The organism is Smaragdicoccus niigatensis DSM 44881 = NBRC 103563, assembly GCF_000380645.1.
Lineage (GTDB): Bacteria > Actinomycetota > Actinomycetes > Mycobacteriales > Mycobacteriaceae > Smaragdicoccus > Smaragdicoccus niigatensis.
Window position 1 is genome coordinate 611,203 of sequence record NZ_AQXZ01000019.1, and the last position, 17,135, is coordinate 628,337.

Sequence of the window (17,135 nt, forward strand, 5' to 3'; positions counted from 1 at the left end):
TGAGCCTATCCGATCATCGTGGCGAGTTCTTCGACACTCGGCAGGCTCGCGGGCGCCACGGTCCGACCGCTCCGCACGTAGTGGAACGCCGCGCCGACGCGCGCTTCGACCGTATCCACGGCCTCCCCGGTCCGCGACGCGATGAGCCGGGCCCAGGCCGTTCGATAGACCGCGAGCTGGACCGCCACGTGCGCGAGGTCGGCCGGTCCCGGCTCGGCACCGGTCTTCCAGTCGACGACTGTCCAACCGCCATCCCGGTTCGCGAAGATGGCATCGATCCGCCCACGGACGGTCGTGTGGCCGATGGTGGTCTCGAAGGGAAGCTCGACTTCGACGGGTGTGCGATCGGCCCACGCCGAATCCAGGAACGCCGCCTGCAGCGCCTCGAAATCGTCGTCCGGCGCCGCGTCGGAGTCGGCGGCGCCCGGCAGTTCGTCGACATCGAGCAAGCGCGTTGCCCCGAAGCGCCGCTCGATCCACGCGTGGAACGCGGTGCCGCGACGGGCCAGCGGGTTCGGGCGAAGTGGCACCGGGCGGACCAGACGCGCTGCCATCGCCACCGGATCGCTGTGCAGCGAAACCAGCTGACTGACCGAAAGTTGGCGCGGCAGTGGCGCTTCGAGGACGTTCGCATCCCGCCGCAGGTCCGCGAGGACGGCGTCGACGTCGGCGGACCACTCGTCCGGTTCCGGGTCATCAGTGCGCCTCATTGCGGCGCGGACGGCCACCGCGCCGGCCTCGACATCGGCGCGGCGAAGTCCCAGCGGATCGACCGGGAACATCGCCTCGATTGGGGTCGCGATCATCGGGTTTTCCTCGCCCAGCGCCGGCGGATCGGCCCAACAGCTGACGCGCGCGATGCTCGGCTCGTCGGTGACAACCGCGTGAAGCTTTTCCAGGAACTCGGACGGACCCTTCGGCTTGGCCCCCTTCTCGGCCCAGTGGTGCCCGGATACGAACAGCGCGCGTTCGGTCCGGGTGAGAGCCACGTAGAAAAGTCGTCGATCCTCATCCGCACGGCGGGACGCCAGCGCCTTCTTGTGCTGGTCGATCGACGCCTTGAGCTGCTTCTGGTCGTTGACCTTGTCGGTGTCGAGAACCGGGACGCCCTCGGCCGTCTCGCCGGGGATCGCGCGGTCGCCACGCAGCGCCGGCGGCAGTTCGCCGGGAATCGTCATCCAGGTGCCCGTCGACCGCGTCGACGGAAAAACCTCGGAGACCACGTGCGGAACGGCAACGACCTCCCATTCGAGGCCCTTTGCCGCGTGAACCGTGAGGATCTGGACCCGGTTGGGCGAGACGTCGACCTCGCCGGGCGGCAGCCCGTCCTCAATCGCATCTGCGGCGTCGAGGAAGTCGAGCAGTCCGCCCAGGGTCGCGCCGGAATCCCGCCAATAGCTCGCGACGACATCGGCAAAGGCGTCGAGGTTCGCACGGGACTGCAGCCCTGGCTGGGCAAAGGCCATCTCGACGGCGATTCCGGTGAGGCGCTCAGCCTCGGCAACGAGTTCGGGCAGCGGCAGGCCAACCTTGTCCCGGAGATTGCCGAGGAGCCGATTGAACGATTTCAGCCGGTTCCAACCCGCGGCCGAATATCGACTCGCATCACCAGGGTCGGCGACGGCATCCAGCAGGCACGCCGTTTCCGCCTCGTCCTGGGGAAGATCAGCGCGCACCGACTCTTCGAGCGTCAATCCGGCCTTGTCGCGCTTCGGCGGTGGCGCCAGTTCCTTTGCGCGCTTCCACAGTTCGGCGACGTCCCGGAGACCGAGGCGCCATCGTGCACCCGTGAGCAGGCGCAAGGACGCCGGACCAAACGTCGGGTCGGCGATGAGGCGCAGCCAGGCGATGAGGTCGGCGACCTCAGGCGTGTGAATCAGACCGCCGAGGCCAACGATCTCGACGGGCAGTCCCTTCGCGCGAAGAGCTTCGGCGAGTGGAGCCGAATCCGCGTTCCGGCGGACGAGCACCGCCGCAGTTGGGAGCTCGCGGTCTGCTACCCGCGCGGCTTCGTACTCCCCCGCGATCTGTTCCGCGATCCACTCTCGTTCGCCGGCAACGGTTTCCGTCAGAGCGATGCGAACGTCGCCGACCTGCGGGTCGGGTCGAGCGTTCAGCTTCGGGACCGGAACCCCGCGATCACGTAGCGGATCTGTGACCTCGTTTGCCAAAGCGAGAGCTTCGATCGGATTACGCCAACTGGTTGTCAGTGGCAATATCGACGCCGGACGTCCGCGGGAATCTGGGAAGTCGTCGGCGAATCGGGGAAGGTTCGCCGCCGACGCCCCGCGCCAGCCATAGATGGATTGCATCGGGTCGCCGACTGCGGTTACGGCCATTCCGCCACCCGGTCGTCCACCGAACAGCGACGCCAAGAGAATCCGCTGTGAGTGCCCGGTGTCTTGATACTCGTCGAGCAGAATCAGGCGGAACCGTTCCCGCTGCGCCTTGCCCACCTCGGCATGATCGGCCGCGAGCCGCGCCGCGAGCGACATGACACTGCCGAAGTCCATCTCGCCGCGCGCTTTGAGGCTCTGCGCAAGTCGATCGACGAGCGGGAGCAGTGCGACGCGTTCCTCCTGGGTGGCCACGAGGTTGCGGATCTCGGCAACGGGGGCCCCGCCACGTCCGCCCGGAAGGACCGCGACCAGGTATGACAGGTCGTTGCATGCTTTGCGCAGGTCATCGGCGGTCACGAGATGTTCGGACAGCTGACCGTAAAGCGCCAGGACAGCCGCGGTGATCGACGACGGGACCTTCGGAGTGTCGAGTTCGCCGTCCCAGGTTTGCACGACGTGGTGGGCTCGCTGCCAGAGTTGAGTCTCCGAGAGCAGCTTCGACGACGGCTCCACTGGCAGCAGAAGTCCGTATTCGGAAACCAGCCGTCCGGCGTACGAGTGGTACGTACTCACTTCGGGCTCAGCGGAATTCAACCGCTCGACGAGGTCTGGGTTGGTCCGCAGGAGGTCCGATCCGGCGAGCCGATGCAGCCGCTTGCGGATGCGCTGGGTCAGCTGCTGAGCAGCCTTCCGGGTGAAGGTGAGGCCCAGGATCTCGTCCGGGTTGGTGTAGCCGTTGGCCACCATCCAGACCACGCGGGCCGCCATCGTCTCCGTCTTTCCAGCACCGGCGCCAGCAATGACGAGCGTCGGCGACGGCGGAGCTTCGATGACCGCAGCCTGTTCGGGCGTCGGTCCGGGCAGGTTGAGCGCCTGCGCGATGACCGACGGGGAGAACTGTGCGCTCTGTGTTCTTCCCACGCTCACTGGCCCACCTGCCGTCCGCAGTCTTGAGCCGGGCACGAATTCTGTACCGGGCAGTGTCGACACTTGTCGCTGATAACCGCACGGAACGTCGGTCCCAGGGTCGACTTCGCCGCTTCGCGCACGGTGATGCGCCATTCCGCAGCTGCGGATTCATCGAGCGCCGGCTGCTCACGCTGGGTGGCGCCGTCCTTATTGTGCGAATTGCTGACATAGACGAGCCGCGCCCCGCCGGGCTCCTGCGGGCCACCCTCGATCCCGCCTGCGGCGATCGCCAGCTGATACGTCGCCAGCTGTGCATGCGACTTGGCCTCGTCGTTGGACACCGGGTTCTTCCCGGTCTTGATGTCGACGACGACGAGGCGGCCCAGCGGGTCTTTCTCGAGACGGTCGACGCGACCCGTGATGAGAACGTCGGGATCATCGTGCTCCTCCCGTCCGATCTCGCATTTCACCGGCTCTTCAACGGCCACCAGTGTCAGGTCAGTGCGCGTCACCTGATGCCAGGCTGCGAAGTTCTCGAGCATCTTCGCGGTGCGCGTCAGTTCCGCGCGCGAATACCAACCTGCCCCCATGTCGAGCTCTGACCAGGCACTTTCCAAGCATCGCCGGGCTTCATCGGGCGACTGATGCTCGGCGAGCGCCTGTACCAGCGTGTGCACCATGGTTCCGGTAGTCGCCGCAGTCGCGCCCTGCTTGTCTCCACCGACGCGCTGCAGCACCCACCGCAGCGGGCACTCGATGAGCTGCTCGACCGCAGAGGGCGACAGCGCGATCGGCTTGCTGCTGTCGCCGAGCGGATCGTGCGTGCTGACGTTCGCGAGCCCGAACCACTCGTCGGGATGGGCGCCGGGGGCACCAGCAGCCGCGAGGCGGGCGAGGTGTCGGGCCGCCTGCTCCCGCCGCTCGGGATCGGTCGCCGGATCGCACACCACTCGGCGTAATTGCCCAACGAGCGCGGGTCCCTGCAACGACCGCTCCGCGCGACTTCCGAACCGCATCGGATCGACGTCATCAGGAAGCAGTTCTGCGAGAAAGCGGGAGCGCATCGTCTCCTGGTCCGCGGACTCCGACGCGGTCACCACCAGGGTTCGGCGGGCCCGTGAGCACGCCGAATAGAACAGTCGTCGTTCCTCCGCGAGCACCGGAGCCATGCGCGAGAGGGTTCCGGAACCGTCGCCCGTCCCGTCGAGAAGATCGAGCATCTCGGGGGTGTGCAGCAGACTGCCTCGAACTTGAAGGTTCGGCCACACCCCTTCCTCGACACCCGCAACCGCGACCACGTCCCATTCCCGGCCGCCGGCCGCATGCGCGCTGATCAACGTCACAGCGTCGGGAACGACGGCTGGGTCTTTGGGACTCGCCGGAACCTCTTGCGCCGTAATGAATCCGACGAACCCGGACAGCGTCGGCCGCAGGAGTCGGTCGGTGTAGGCGGCGGCCTCGTCGAAGAGCGCGACCATCGCATCGAGGTCGCGGTTCGCCTGATCGGCGACGACACCCTGGCGAATACTCGCCCGGACCCACCCTGATTCCAGCCCGCAGGCGCGCCACACCGCCCACAACACCGGTTCGATGCCACCCTCTGCGGCCAGCGCGGCGTGACCGGCGGCGAGCACCTTCTGCACACGACGCAACGGAACCGCTTCATTGTCAGTCAGCTCGGCGATCAGCTCATCGGCGTGACCGAGCACGGCGACACGAAGGAGTTCGCCCGAATCGTGCTGCTTCCGATCGGCTCGACGCAGACCTCGGCGCAGGCGGCGAAGCGCGACTGCGTCGGCAGCGCCGATCGGTCCGCTGACCAGCTCGATCGCATCATCGGCCGTGATCCGATTGGGCTCGCCGATGGCCCGAAGAACCCCGAGAATGGCCGACACCGCGCGCTGCCGCGGAAGCGGGAGATCGGCCGCGTGTGTCCGGACGGGAATTCCAGCCGCAGACAAAGCCCGGCGCAAGGTGATCGCCGAACGCGGGACTGAACGAACGATGACCGCCATGTCCCGCCAGTCGGTCTGTCGCGTGGTCCGCTCACGACGCAGCACATCGGCCACGTACGCGGCTTCCTGCGCGGGGCTGGGCAGAACGCCGAACCGCACGACACCGGCGTCCGTCGAAAGCGGTTCGAGCGACACGCGCGCCGGCCCCGGAAAGCGGGATGCGATCGAGGTGAGGGTCTCGGTGATTGCTTCATTGGCCCGGAATGACTGAGTCAGCACGATGCGTCGAGCGCGGTCCTCGCCACCGAGCGAGCTGAGAAAGCGTGCGTCAGCACCGCGGAACCCGTAGACCGCCTGGTCGGGATCTCCGGCAACGACTGTCATACGAGTGCCCGCGCCGACCGTCTCGATCAGCTCCGCCGCCTGCGGGTCGAGATGCTGTGCGTCGTCGATGTAGAGGTAGCGCACGCGCGATTGCTCGCGACGAAGCAATTCATCGTCGTTGAGCAGGGCAGATAACGCGGCCCCGACCAACTCCGCCGCGTCAAGTGCCGGTGCCGATGCCTCCGGAACGGCCATGCCCACCGACCACCGCAGCAGCATGGCCTGTTCATAGCGCAGCGAGAACTTGCCCGCAGCCGTCCATTCCGGACGGTTGAACTTTTTGCCGAGCTTGACCAGCAGTTCGGGCCCGACACCGCGCTCCTTGGCACGTGCGAGAAGATCTCGCAGCGTCGCCGCGAACGCATACGTGTTCAGCGCACCCCTGAGGTGTTGGGGCCACTGGGCCCCGTCGTCGTCCTCGAGTTCGCCGAGAAGCATCTCGCGGATGACCGCGTCATGTTCGGCACCGGTGAGGAGCCGAGGGGGTGGGTTCCCGTGCACGCTCGCCTGTAGTCGGAGAATCGCGAACGCGTAGGAGTGAATCGTCCGGACCAGGGGTTCTCGCGTCGCGCCGAATCCATCCCGACGACCGGCGAGGAATCGCTCGGCAATGTCGTCGCGCAGAGTCCGCGCCGCACGCTTGTTCGCCGTCAGGACCAGGACTGACTCCGAGTCCGCTCCGGTCGCGAGTCGGTGCACCGCGAGATCGGCGATCAGAGCAGTCTTCCCCGTTCCCGGACCGCCGAGAACCTGCCATGGCCGCCAGCCCGGCCGCACCTCGTGATCGGCAAACAGCGCCCGCACAGCCGGACCCCACTCGCGAGGCGGGGCCTCCACAAGTTGAGGTCGAACGAGACTGACCGACGGTGCGTTACCCACAGTGGCTATCCCAACACGGGGGTGCGACAAGTCGCTCATCCGGGACGGTTAGATGGACGCATGAACGACTGGACGACGGCGGCTGGCCTGAAGGCGATTCGGCTCGCGCGCAGCGCGGCGATTCCGGGTTGGCGAGACCCGCTCACCTATGCCGTCGGCTACCGTGACCAGGGCGAATGGGTCTTTCCGTATATCAATGAGTTGCGCGGTATCCACGTCCTGCCGGCCGTCGTCCTCGCGGAAATCGTGGGACATTCGTCGGGTGATCGCGAGTACCCGCTGAGCCCTGAGCAGCTTGCGGCGGCGATCGCGAACCTCGCACCCGCAGAAGCCGCTACCGACATCGAGCACCCGAACCTCGCCGCGTGGCGCGCGACGGCCGCGGCTAACCCGTTGGTCATCGCCGCCGTATTCATCGACTCCCTGGACGCGCCGATCGGTGGCGAGGCCGACCGGGCACTACGGACGCAACTGACGCCTTAAGGCTCGCGGCTCTTTCGACCCACCCAGTCGGCGCCCTTGCCGACCGCATCAGCGAGCAACCCGCCAACGTCCAGGCCGAAACGCGCGATCTTCGCCGCGGTGTCATCCGCCTTGGACTCGACCTCGGAAGACTTCGCCTGTGCGCGTGACTTGAGGTCGGCGGCGACGGAAGCGGCGAAATCCGATCCCTCGGCCACCCTTGGCTTCATCTGTTCCCACACCGGCTTGGCTGCACGCCGGACTTCGTCGACGGTCCGCTTCAAGTCGTCGCTGATCTCTCGCCATTGTTCGTTTGCCATGGTCAGACCCTCCTCGTGCCGCAGCCAACGCCGCCGAATCCCAGTTTAGGCAGTTCACGTCGGACGATCGCAGCGACGGGAAAGTTACTGCCACACTGAATCTGTGTTGAACGTTCACCGATTCGGGAACCCCGACAACCCCACGATCCTCGCGCTCCACGGACTGACCGGCCACGGTCGCCGGTGGGAAGATCTCGCGACGAACCACCTCGCGGAGTTTCATGTCATCGCCCCGGACCTCCGCGGCCACGGGCGCTCGCCGTGGACACCGCCGTGGCGCCTCGAGGATGTGGCGGGTGACCTCGTCGAGCTGATCGATGAGCCCGTGATCGTCGTGGGCCACTCGTTCGGCGGCGCGGTTTCGTTGCACCTCGCGCACGCACACCCGGAGTTGGTGAAGGCCCTGGTACTTCTTGATCCGGCGATCGGGCTCCGCCCGGAAATGATCCTCGAGCACGTCACGGGGACGCTCAAGAGCCCGGACTACGCGGACGAGACGGAAGCCCGCCTCGACAAGACGAACGGCAGCTGGGGCGAGGTGCCGAGCCAACTGCTCGACGCGGAGGTCGCCGAACACCTCATCCCGACCGATAACGGACGCGTGGGCTGGCGCATGTGCATTCCGGCGGTGGCTGCGTTCTACGGCGAGCTGGCGCGTCCGTTGGTGCTGCCCAGCTGCCCCACGGCGGTTGTGCGCGCACTGAAGGTCAAGCCGCCGTATGTCACATCGGCGCTGATCGACGGATTGCACGAAAGGCTCGGAAACGACTTCGACCTGCGGGAATGGGACTGCGATCACATGGTCGCCCAGGCCCGCCCAGCCGAAGTCGCAGAGCTCATCCGGAAGGTTGCGAGTGCCCACTGACGAGCAGATCGAGCGCGTCCGCGAACTCGTCCGATCGGTTCCCGAAGGCGCAGTGACCACGTACGGCGACCTCGCCGAGGCGGCGCATCTGCCGAGTCCGCGGATCAGCGCCTGGATCATGAAGCACGACAGCTCCGACCTGCCGTGGCACCGGGTCGTCCGGGCGGACGGGACTCCCGCGCCGCATATCGCCGCGAAGCAACTCGAACTCTTGCGCCACGAGGGCGTTCCCGTCCGCGACGGCCGCGTGGACATGAAATCGGCCCGCGCTACGCTCACCCCATGACGCCACCGTTGCGCCGCGCCGACGCGATCATCCTCGCGGGCGGCCGCGCGACTCGAATGGGCGGCGTCGACAAGCCCGGCCTCATCGTCGGTGGTCGCTCGATGCTGGCGACCGCGATCGACGTGGTGTCCGAGTGCGCGACGGTCGTCGTGGTCGGGCCGCAACGCGACCTGCCGGCCGGCATCGTTCAAGTGCAGGAATCGCCTGCCGGATCGGGACCGGTTTCGGGCATCGCCGCTGGTCTCGCCGCCCTGCCCGCGGGCTCGGAGTTCGTGGTGGTGCTCGCTGCCGACCTGCCGTTCATCTCCCGCACGTCAGTACAGGAATTGGTCGATGCCTGTCAGAACGCGGACGCCGCATTCGCGTCCGACCCCGACGGCAACCCGCAGTACCTTGCAGCCGCGTGGCGCACGGCCGCGCTCCGCGAGCAGCTCCACCGCATCGGCTCGCTCGAAAACCAGCCGATGAAGCGACTCGTTCCCGCCCACCTGACCACCGTGCCGCTCGCCGACGTCAACGACTGTGACACCCCCGCCGACGTCACCGCCGCCCGCCGCGCGAGCACTCGTTCGCTGTCGATCGAGGAAGCCCGCGAGACAATCGAGACAGCACTTCGCCCGCTCACACCCCGCCAGGTTCCCGCACATCAAGCACTGGGCTCGACCTTGGCGGAACCACTGGTCGCGGCTTCACCGCTTCCGCGCTTCGATCTCTCGGCGATGGACGGGTACGCGGTCTCCGGTGACGGTCCGTGGCGACTACGGTCCGACGTCGGGTACGCGGGCGGTGTCCGTCCCGACCGTCTCGACGACGGCGAGGCCGTCCGCATCGCCACTGGCGCGCACTTGCCGCCCGGAGCCACGAGCGTCCTGCGTGACGAGTTCGCGACCGTCCGGGACGACGTCGTCACTCGAACCGAGGGCACTCCGGTGCGCGACGATCGCCGGCAGGCGGGCGAATCGTGGCAGCCCGGCGATGTGCTCGTCCCGGCCGGAACCGTGGTGTCTCCCGCCGTCATCTCGGTGGCCGCGAGCGCCGAGGTCGCCGAACTCGTTGTCCGAGGTCCGGTTCGCGCTCATGTCGTCGTGACGGGCGACGAGATCCGGCGCGAGGGCCCATTGCGCGAAGGCCAGACGCGCGACTCGATCGGACCGATCCTGCCGAACTTCCTGCGTTGGTTCGGCGTGCAGACAAAATCCGAAGCGCACTTGCGGGACACGGCGAGCGGATTCGACGCGGTACTTGCCGAAACCGACGCGGAACTCATCGTCGTCATCGGCGCGACCGGCCATGGCGCCGCCGACCAGTTGCGGACCGCGCTCGAACGAGCCGGTGCAGATCTTCTCGTCCAGCGGGTACAGACACGTCCGGGTGGTTCGCAGATCGTGGCGTGCCTTCGGGACGGCCGCGTCGTTGTCGGCCTGCCCGGAAATCCGTTCGCGGCGATCGCGACCGCAGGGATGCAGATCCCCGGAATCGCGGCGGCACTGACCGCCCTCACGACGACGCCGAGAGAGTACGTTCGTCTGGCCAACGCCGAGGAGGTCGCGGCCGACAGCACGCGCGTGATCCCCGGCAATCCGGACGGATCGGGACGATGGCTCGCACACCATCCGAGGTTCCAAACCGCACACCTCGCGGCGCTCACCGGACAGTCCGGTCTACTGGTGATTCCACCCGGAACGAGCGCCGACGATCTCGTCGAAGTGGTCCGCATACCGTCCGGAGAAATGTAAACGGCGCAATAAATCCTCACTACGCCGCTGTATGCAAACACGCGGTGAAACACGCTCGAAGCAGCACCGACGGGGCCCGCAAGGTGCATCCCCACAGGTCACCGCGGCAAGCCCGGCAACGACGTTTGTGTCGTCCGTGTTTCACCCCCCGCACAGCCTATTTCCGCAGCATGTGCGCCGTTTCAAGCAGTTTTGAGGCCTGATCACGGCAACTTACAGTCGAATCAAACGACTCCCTACAGCCCGTCGCCAACTCCTGGAATGCGGCGCGACGTAAACCTAGGATTCGCAGGAAGGGACCTGTTCGTGTCTATCGATGACATCGGCATTCCGACGACGCTGGCTCGCGCTGACCTCGCCGACTCGCTCCTCGGTCTAGGCAAGTATTTCCACAAAGGTGAGGTGTCGACCGACGAGCGCACCCTCCACAAGGTAGGTGGCCGACAGGCCGACGACTTCTACCGTGATCGCTGGGCACACGACAAGGTCGTCCGGTCAACGCACGGCGTCAACTGCACCGGATCGTGCTCCTGGAAGATCTACGTCAAAGACGGCGTCATCACCTGGGAAGCGCAGCAGACCGACTACCCGTCCGTCGGCACCGACAAGCCCGAGTACGAGCCGCGCGGATGCCCGCGTGGAGCCTCGTTCTCCTGGTACACCTACTCGCCGGCCCGCGTGCGTTACCCGTATGTCCGTGGCACGCTGCTCGAGTTCTACCGCGCGGCGAAGGCGCAGAAGAAGGACCCGGTCGACGCCTGGGAGTCCATCGTCGAAGACCCAGAGAAGGCCAAGGCCTACAAGTCTGCCCGCGGCAAGGGCGGTTTCGTCCGCTCCGAGTGGTGGGAAGCGGCCGAAATGGCAGCCGCCGCACACGTTTACACGATCAAGAAGTACGGCCCGGACCGCGTCGCCGGCTTCTCGCCGATCCCCGCGATGTCGATGGTCAGCCACTCGATCGGTGCGCGCTTCATCTCGCTCATCGGTGGCTCGATGCTGTCGTTCTACGACTGGTACGCCGACCTCCCGGTCGCGTCGCCGCAGATGTTCGGCGACCAGACAGACGTTCCGGAGTCCGCGGACTGGTTCGACGCGGGCTACCTCATCATGTGGGGCTCGAACGTGCCGGTGACCCGTACCCCGGACGCGCACTACATGACGGAGGCTCGCTACCGCGGCCAGAAGGTCATCGTCGTCTCGCCGGACTACGCCGACAACACCAAGTTCGCGGACGAGTGGCTGCCCGCTCGCCCGGGAACCGACGCCGCTCTCGCGATGTCGATGGGCCACGTCATCCTCAAGGAATTCTTCGTCAACCGCACGACGGCCCGGTTCGACTCGTACGTCAAGAAGTACACCGACCTGCCCTACCTCATCGAGGTCGAGGAAAAGCACGGCGCGTACGTTCCCGGCAAGTTCCTCACCGCCGACCTCCTCGGCGACAAGAGCGAGGGCGCGAAGTCGAAGACGGTCCTGCTCGACCAGAGCGGCAACCCGGTCGTGCCGAACGGCAGCCTCGGCGACCGCTTCGCCGCGGACGGCGAAGGCAAGTGGAACCTCGACCTCGAGGGTGTCGACCCACTTCTGACGCTCGGCACCTCCGACCCGGTGGAACTTCTCGTCCCCCGCTTCGACACCCCGAAGGCGGAGATTCTGCGCCGCGGAGTCCCGACCAAGATCGTCGCCGGCAAGCGCGTCACGACGGTCTTCGACCTGATGCTTGCCCAGTACGGCGTTGGCCGCGAAGGGCTTCCCGGCCAGTGGCCGACCGGCTACGACGATGCCGAAGAGCCCTACACTCCGGCCTGGCAGGAGGCGATCACCGGCGTCTCCGCCGCGGCAGCCGAGCGCATCGGCCGCGAATTCGCCGACAACGCCGAGCGTTCGGGCGGCCGTTCGATGATCCTCATGGGCGCCGGAACCAACCACTGGTTCCACTCCGACCAGATCTACCGCTCGTTCCTCGCACTCACGACCCTCACGGGATGTCAGGGCGTCAACGGTGGCGGTTGGGCGCACTACGTCGGCCAGGAGAAGTGCCGTCCGGTCACCGGTTGGGCGACTCTTGCCTACGCCCTCGACTGGCAGCGTCCGGCCCGTCAGATGCAGGGCACGATCTTCTGGTACATGGCCAATGACCAGTGGCGCTACGACCCGTTCACCACGGACGTGTTCCAGTCGCCGCTCGCCGACGGCAAGTTCGCGGGCAAGACGGCCGCCGACACCATCGCGCAGTCGGCCCGGATGGGCTGGATGCCGAGCTACCCGACGTTCAACAAGAACCCGCTCGATTTGGCTGACGCAGCTGAGGAAGCCGGCGTTGACGCTGGTCAGTACATCGTCGAGGGGCTGCAGTCGGGCGACCTCGAATTCGCCGTCGAAGACCCGGACGCTCCGGAGAACTTCCCTCGGTGCCTCACCGTCTGGCGAGCGAACCTGCTTGGTTCGTCGGGCAAGGGCAACGAGTACTTCATGAAGCACCTGCTCGGCACCGACAACAACGTCGAAGCCAAGGATGAGCAGGGCGCCCGCCCGAAGACGGTGAAGTGGCGCGACGAAGCACCGGTCGGCAAGCTCGACCTACTCGTCGCCCTCGACTTCCGCATGACCAGCACGACGCTGTTCAGCGACATCATCCTTCCGGCCGCGACGTGGTACGAGAAGCACGACCTGAGCTCGACCGACATGCACCCGTTCGTGCACGCGTTCAGCCCGGCGATCTCGCCGCCGTGGGAGACCAAGACGGACTTCGAGGCATTCCACCGCATCGCGCGTGGATTCTCGTGGCTCGCCGAGAAGCACCTCGGTGTCCGCAAGGACATCGTCGCGGTGCCGCTGTTCCACGACACCGCAGACGCTCTCGCCCAGACCGGCGGCAAGGTCCTCGACTGGAAGGCCGGCGACTGCGAACCGATCCCCGGCAAAACGATGCCGGGCATCAAGGTCGTCGAGCGCGACTACCCGAACGTTGCCGCGAAGATGGGCGCGCTCGGACCACTCGTCGAGAAGCTCGGTCTCACCACCAAGGCCGTCACGACCTTCCCGGACGAGGAAGTCGAGTACTTGGCCAAGTTCAACGGCACGGTGAAGGACGGTATCGCCGCAGGCCGTCCGTTGCTCGTCAAGGACACCCACAACGCCGAGACGATTCTTGCGCTGTCGGGAACCACCAACGGCCGCATGGCGGTCGAAGGGTTCAAAGCTCTCGAGCGCCGCACCGGAACCCACCTCGCCGATCTCGCGGAGGAGATGGAAGGCAAGCGGATCACGTTCGCGGACACGCAGGCCCGCCCGGTTCCCGTCATCACCTCGCCGGAGTGGTCCGGTTCGGAGACTGGCGGACGCCGCTACTCGCCGTTCACGATCAACGTCGAGCGAGACAAGCCGTGGCACACCCTGACAGGTCGCCAGCACTTCTATCTCGACCACGACTGGATGTGCGAACTCGGTGAGCAGATGCCGATGTACAAGCCGCCGCTGGACATGACCGCGCTGTTTGCCGAGCCTGGCGTCGGTGACCTGGGCGAAGCCGGAATCACGGTGCGCTACCTGACGCCGCACTCGAAGTGGTCGATCCACTCGGCCTACCAGGACAACCTGTACATGCTGACGCTGTCGCGCGGTGGCCAGAACATCTGGATGTCCGACGTCGACGCCGCCAAGATCGGCGTGAAGGACAACGACTGGATCGAGTGCACGAACCGCAACGGTGTCGTCAACGCACGTGCGGTCGTCAGCCACCGTATGCCCGAGGGTCTGGTGTTCATGTACCACGCACAGGACCGTGCAGTGGACGTGCCGAGGACCGAGAAGACCGGCAAGCGCGGTGGTATTCACAACGCGCTGACCCGAATCATGATCAAGCCGACGCACCTCATCGGTGGTTACGCGCAGCAATCCTTCGCGCTCAACTACCACGGTCCGACCGGCAACCAGCGTGACGAAGTGACCACAATCCGTCGCCGTAGCCAGAATGTGGAGTACTAGACAATGCGCGTAATGGCACAGCTGTGCATGGTTATGAACCTCGACAAGTGCATCGGTTGCCACACCTGTTCGGTCACGTGCAAGCAGGCGTGGACCAACCGCGGTGGCGTCGAGTACGTCTGGTTCAACAACGTCGAGACCCGGCCGGGCCAGGGTTACCCGCGGCAGTACCAGGACCAGGAGAAGTGGAAGGGCGGCTGGACCCTCAACAAGAAGGGCAAGCTGACTCTCAAGTCGGGTTCGCGCGCCAAGCGCCTGCTCAATATCTTCGCGAACCCGGTTCTGCCGACGGTGTCGGACTACTACGACCCGTGGACGTACGACTACGAGAACATCCTCGGCTCCGGCCCGTCGGACACGACGCCCGTCGCGCGTCCGAAGTCGCTCATCACCGGTGAGGACACCAAGGTCACCTGGGGCGCGAACTGGGACGACGATCTGGGCTCTGGCCCGGAGCAGGTCGCCAAGGACCCGATCCTGGGCAAGCTCGAAGAGAAGGTCAAGCTCGAGTTCGAAGAGACCTTCATGTTCTACCTGCCGCGCATCTGCGAGCACTGCCTCAACCCGGCATGTGCCGCATCGTGCCCGTCGGGTGCGATCTACAAGCGCTCCGAAGACGGCATCGTGCTTGTCGACCAGGACAAATGCCGCGGTTGGCGCCAGTGCGTCACCGGTTGCCCGTACAAGAAGATCTACTTCAACCACAAGACCGGCAAGGCCGAGAAGTGCACGTTCTGCTACCCGCGTGTTGAGGTCGGCATCCCGACCGTGTGCTCGGAGACGTGCGTGGGCCGCCTGCGCTACATCGGCGTCATGCTGTACGACGCGGACGCCGTGCTCGAGGCCGCGTCGGTCACGGACGACAAAGACCTTTATCCAGCCCAGCTGAATGTCTTCCTGAACCCGCACGACGAGCGCGTCATCCAGGCGGCCCAGGATGCGGGCATCACGAGCGAGTGGATCAAGGCCGCGCAGGATTCGCCGTGCTACAAGCTCATCGTCGACTACCAGGTCGCGCTGCCGCTGCACCCGGAATACCGCACGATGCCGATGGTTTGGTACATCCCGCCGCTGTCGCCGATGGTCGACGCCCTCAAGGACACCGGCCACGACGCCGAAAACGTGGGCAACCTGTTCGGCGCGATCGATGCGCTGCGCATCCCGGTCGAGTACCTCGCGGAACTCTTCACCGCGGGTGACGTCGGTCCGGTCCGGGCATCACTCGACCGTTTGGCCGGCATGCGCTCGTTCATGCGGTCGATCAACCTCGGCGAGGAACCCGACCTCGACATCTGCGAGGCGATCCGACTGCAACCCGAAGAGATCGAGGCGATGTACCGCCTCCTCGCTATCGCCAAGTACAACGACCGGTACGTCATTCCGAACAACGCCTCGTCGGACGCGCACCGTCTCGATGCACTCGCCACCGGGTGCAGTGTCGACGGCCCGGGCACGACCGCTTTCGAGGTCGTGGCGGACAAGTTCCACCTGCTCGACGACGCCAATGGCGCTGGACCGGAATACAAGCAGGGACGGGTGAACCTGCTGAACTGGGACGGTCGTAGCGGATCCGCCGGTGTGGTTCCGGTGAAGCAGTGAAGCTGCTTCAGCGGCGCGGCACCATCGCGGTTGAACCCGACCGGGACCAGCGGTTGACGTGGCGTATCGCGGCGTTCCTGCTCGATTACCCGAACGAGCAGACCCTCGCGATGCTGCCCGATCTTCGTGCGACGGCCGAATCGATGGCTCCTCTCCTCGGTGGGCCGTTGCTGAAGTTCATCGACTACGCACTGACGCAGAACCAGATCAGTCTTGGCCAGGAGTACGTCGCCACGTTCGACCTCAAGCGCCGCAGCTGCCTGCACCTGACGTACTACGCGTGCGGCGACACCCGCAAACGTGGCATGGCGCTACTGCGGTTCAAGCACGCCTACAAGGCGGCCGGAACACCCTTCGGTGAGGACTCGGGCGAACTCCCCGACCACATTTCCGTGGTTCTCGAGTTCGCCGCCACGGTCGCACCGGTGGTCGGGGCCCGCCTGCTGGGCGAGCACCTGCCCCCGCTCGAACTGCTTCGGATCTCGCTCGAGGAAAACGAGTCGCCGTACCAGCACGTGATCGCGGCGATCCTCGCGACGCTTCCGCCGATCACCAACGCCGACCGGCGCCGGATCGAGCAGCTCGCCGCCGAGGGCCCGCCGGAAGAAGAGGTCGGCCTCGAGCCGTTCGCGATGGACCCGACTCTGTACAACGAAGAAGGAGGTCGTCGATGACCAACCTGTTGTGGACGACAATCCCCTACATCGCCTTGACGGTGTTCGCGGTCGGGCACGTGTGGCGCTACAAGAACGACCAGTTCGGCTGGACGACGCGCTCGTCGCAGATCTACGAGTCGAAGTTGCTGCGCCTCGGTAGCCCGCTGTTCCACTTCGGCTTCCTCGGCGTCATCGGCGGCCACATCATGGGTGTCGGCATCCCGAAGAGCTGGACTGACTTCATCGGGATCAGCGAGCACCAGTACCACCTCGTATCGCTCGGCGGCGGCATCGTGACCGGTGGAATGGTCGTCGTGGGACTGCTCATTCTGCTCTATCGCCGGGTGACCGTTTCGGCGGTCCGCAAGGCCACGACGACGAACGACAAGGTCATGTATGTCGTCCTGATCTCAGCGATCGCGACCGGAATGATGAACACGGTCGGGGTCAACCTCTTCGGCCTAGGCTACGACTACCGCGAAACCGTGTCGCCATGGTTCCGCAGTCTGTTCACGCTGGACCCGAAGCCGGAGCTCATGGTCGGCGTACCGATCAGCTTCCAGGCGCACGCCCTGATCGTCCTGCTGTTGTTCGCGATGTGGCCCTTCACCCGCCTGGTCCACGTCTTCAGCGCGCCGGTCGGCTACATCTTCCGTCCGTACGTCGTATACCGCAGCAAGGAACCGATCGGCTCCGGCGGCAAGTACGGCAAGGCCTGGGAGGTTCCGGCCCGCCCGCAACCACGGAAGTGGCTGTAG

The 17,135-nt window shown here is 66.1% G+C and carries 11 protein-coding genes; 8 read left to right on the plus strand and 3 right to left on the minus strand.

Annotation, left to right across the window (positions count from 1 at the left end; all coding sequences use genetic code 11):
- Window positions 1-5: 5 nt before the first annotated feature.
- Together F600_RS0124060 and F600_RS32500 are read right to left on the minus strand one after the other, a co-directional pair.
- A complete protein-coding gene (locus F600_RS0124060) occupies window positions 6-3,266 on the minus strand; it encodes an ATP-dependent helicase (protein WP_018163223.1) in 3,261 nt (1,086 codons plus the stop codon).
- The gene (locus tag F600_RS32500; RefSeq protein WP_040632312.1) at window positions 3,263-6,505 is read right to left on the minus strand and encodes an ATP-dependent helicase; all 3,243 of its coding nucleotides are present in this window, start codon (window positions 6,503-6,505) and stop codon (window positions 3,263-3,265) included. The genes F600_RS0124060 and F600_RS32500 overlap by 4 nt, the downstream gene beginning before the upstream one ends.
- 21 nt (window positions 6,506-6,526) lie before the next feature.
- Between F600_RS32500 and F600_RS0124070 the strand changes: the two genes are divergently transcribed.
- Window positions 6,527-6,949 (plus strand): hypothetical protein, encoded by a 423-nt coding sequence (locus tag F600_RS0124070; protein WP_018163225.1) that lies wholly within the window; start codon window positions 6,527-6,529, stop codon window positions 6,947-6,949.
- Here F600_RS0124070 and F600_RS0124075 read toward each other — a convergent pair.
- A complete protein-coding gene (locus F600_RS0124075) occupies window positions 6,946-7,248 on the minus strand; it encodes a hypothetical protein (protein WP_018163226.1) in 303 nt (100 codons plus the stop codon). The genes F600_RS0124070 and F600_RS0124075 overlap by 4 nt on opposite strands.
- 103 nt (window positions 7,249-7,351) lie before the next feature.
- Between F600_RS0124075 and F600_RS0124080 the strand changes: the two genes are divergently transcribed.
- From F600_RS0124080 to narI, 7 genes are all read left to right on the plus strand, one after another.
- Window positions 7,352-8,113 carry an alpha/beta fold hydrolase gene (locus F600_RS0124080; protein WP_018163227.1) on the plus strand — a complete coding sequence of 254 codons (762 nt, stop codon included), beginning with the start codon at window positions 7,352-7,354 and terminating at the stop codon, window positions 8,111-8,113.
- On the plus strand, window positions 8,103-8,399 hold the full coding sequence (locus tag F600_RS0124085; RefSeq protein WP_018163228.1) for an MGMT family protein: 297 nt from the start codon (window positions 8,103-8,105) through the stop codon (window positions 8,397-8,399). The genes F600_RS0124080 and F600_RS0124085 overlap by 11 nt, the downstream gene beginning before the upstream one ends.
- On the plus strand, window positions 8,396-10,135 hold the full coding sequence (locus tag F600_RS0124090) for an NTP transferase domain-containing protein (RefSeq protein WP_018163229.1): 1,740 nt from the start codon (window positions 8,396-8,398) through the stop codon (window positions 10,133-10,135). Before F600_RS0124085 ends, F600_RS0124090 begins: the two co-directional genes overlap by 4 nt.
- 306 nt (window positions 10,136-10,441) lie before the next feature.
- Window positions 10,442-14,122: a nitrate reductase subunit alpha gene (locus F600_RS0124095; protein ID WP_018163230.1), complete on the plus strand. Its 3,681-nt coding sequence runs from the start codon at window positions 10,442-10,444 to the stop codon at window positions 14,120-14,122.
- A gap of 12 nt (window positions 14,123-14,134) precedes the next feature.
- The gene (narH, locus tag F600_RS0124100) at window positions 14,135-15,721 is read left to right on the plus strand and encodes a nitrate reductase subunit beta (protein ID WP_018163231.1); all 1,587 of its coding nucleotides are present in this window, start codon (window positions 14,135-14,137) and stop codon (window positions 15,719-15,721) included.
- Window positions 15,718-16,395 (plus strand): nitrate reductase molybdenum cofactor assembly chaperone, encoded by a 678-nt coding sequence (gene narJ, locus F600_RS0124105; RefSeq protein WP_018163232.1) that lies wholly within the window; start codon window positions 15,718-15,720, stop codon window positions 16,393-16,395. Before narH ends, narJ begins: the two co-directional genes overlap by 4 nt.
- Window positions 16,392-17,135, plus strand: coding sequence for a respiratory nitrate reductase subunit gamma (narI, locus tag F600_RS0124110; protein WP_018163233.1), 744 nt, complete (start codon window positions 16,392-16,394; stop codon window positions 17,133-17,135). The genes narJ and narI overlap by 4 nt, the downstream gene beginning before the upstream one ends.